This window comes from Alkalihalophilus lindianensis (assembly GCF_032843265.1).
Classification (GTDB): domain Bacteria; phylum Bacillota; class Bacilli; order Bacillales; family Bacillaceae_D; genus Alkalihalophilus; species Alkalihalophilus lindianensis.
Map to the genome: position 1 here is coordinate 1 of NZ_JAWJBA010000873.1, position 244 is coordinate 244.

General features: G+C 57.4%; 1 protein-coding gene. It reads right to left on the bottom strand.

All coding sequences use genetic code 11. From position 1 onward, the window contains the following. Positions 1-130: 130 nt before the first annotated feature. On the bottom strand, positions 131-244 hold a 114-nt coding region (locus tag RYX56_RS24620; protein WP_317124421.1), incomplete at its 5' end, for an SDR family oxidoreductase.

A 244-nucleotide genomic window follows, 5' to 3' on the forward strand; every position in this document is an offset into this window, starting at 1 on the left:
TCCAGAATGGCGCGCACCGTTGTGAAGTCGGGCTGTCCGGCCCGGTTCGCGATGCCGTAGTCGACTCCGAACTGCACCGTGCCCAGCATCAGACGCGACAGCTTCAAGTCACCCAAAAAGCTGGTTTGCATTATTTCGCGGTATAGCCGCCATCGACGGGAGTGTTGGTGCCAGTGATGTAGGCAGAGGCATCCGAAGCCAGCAAGACCATGATGCCTTTGAGGTCGGTATCGTTGACTAAACG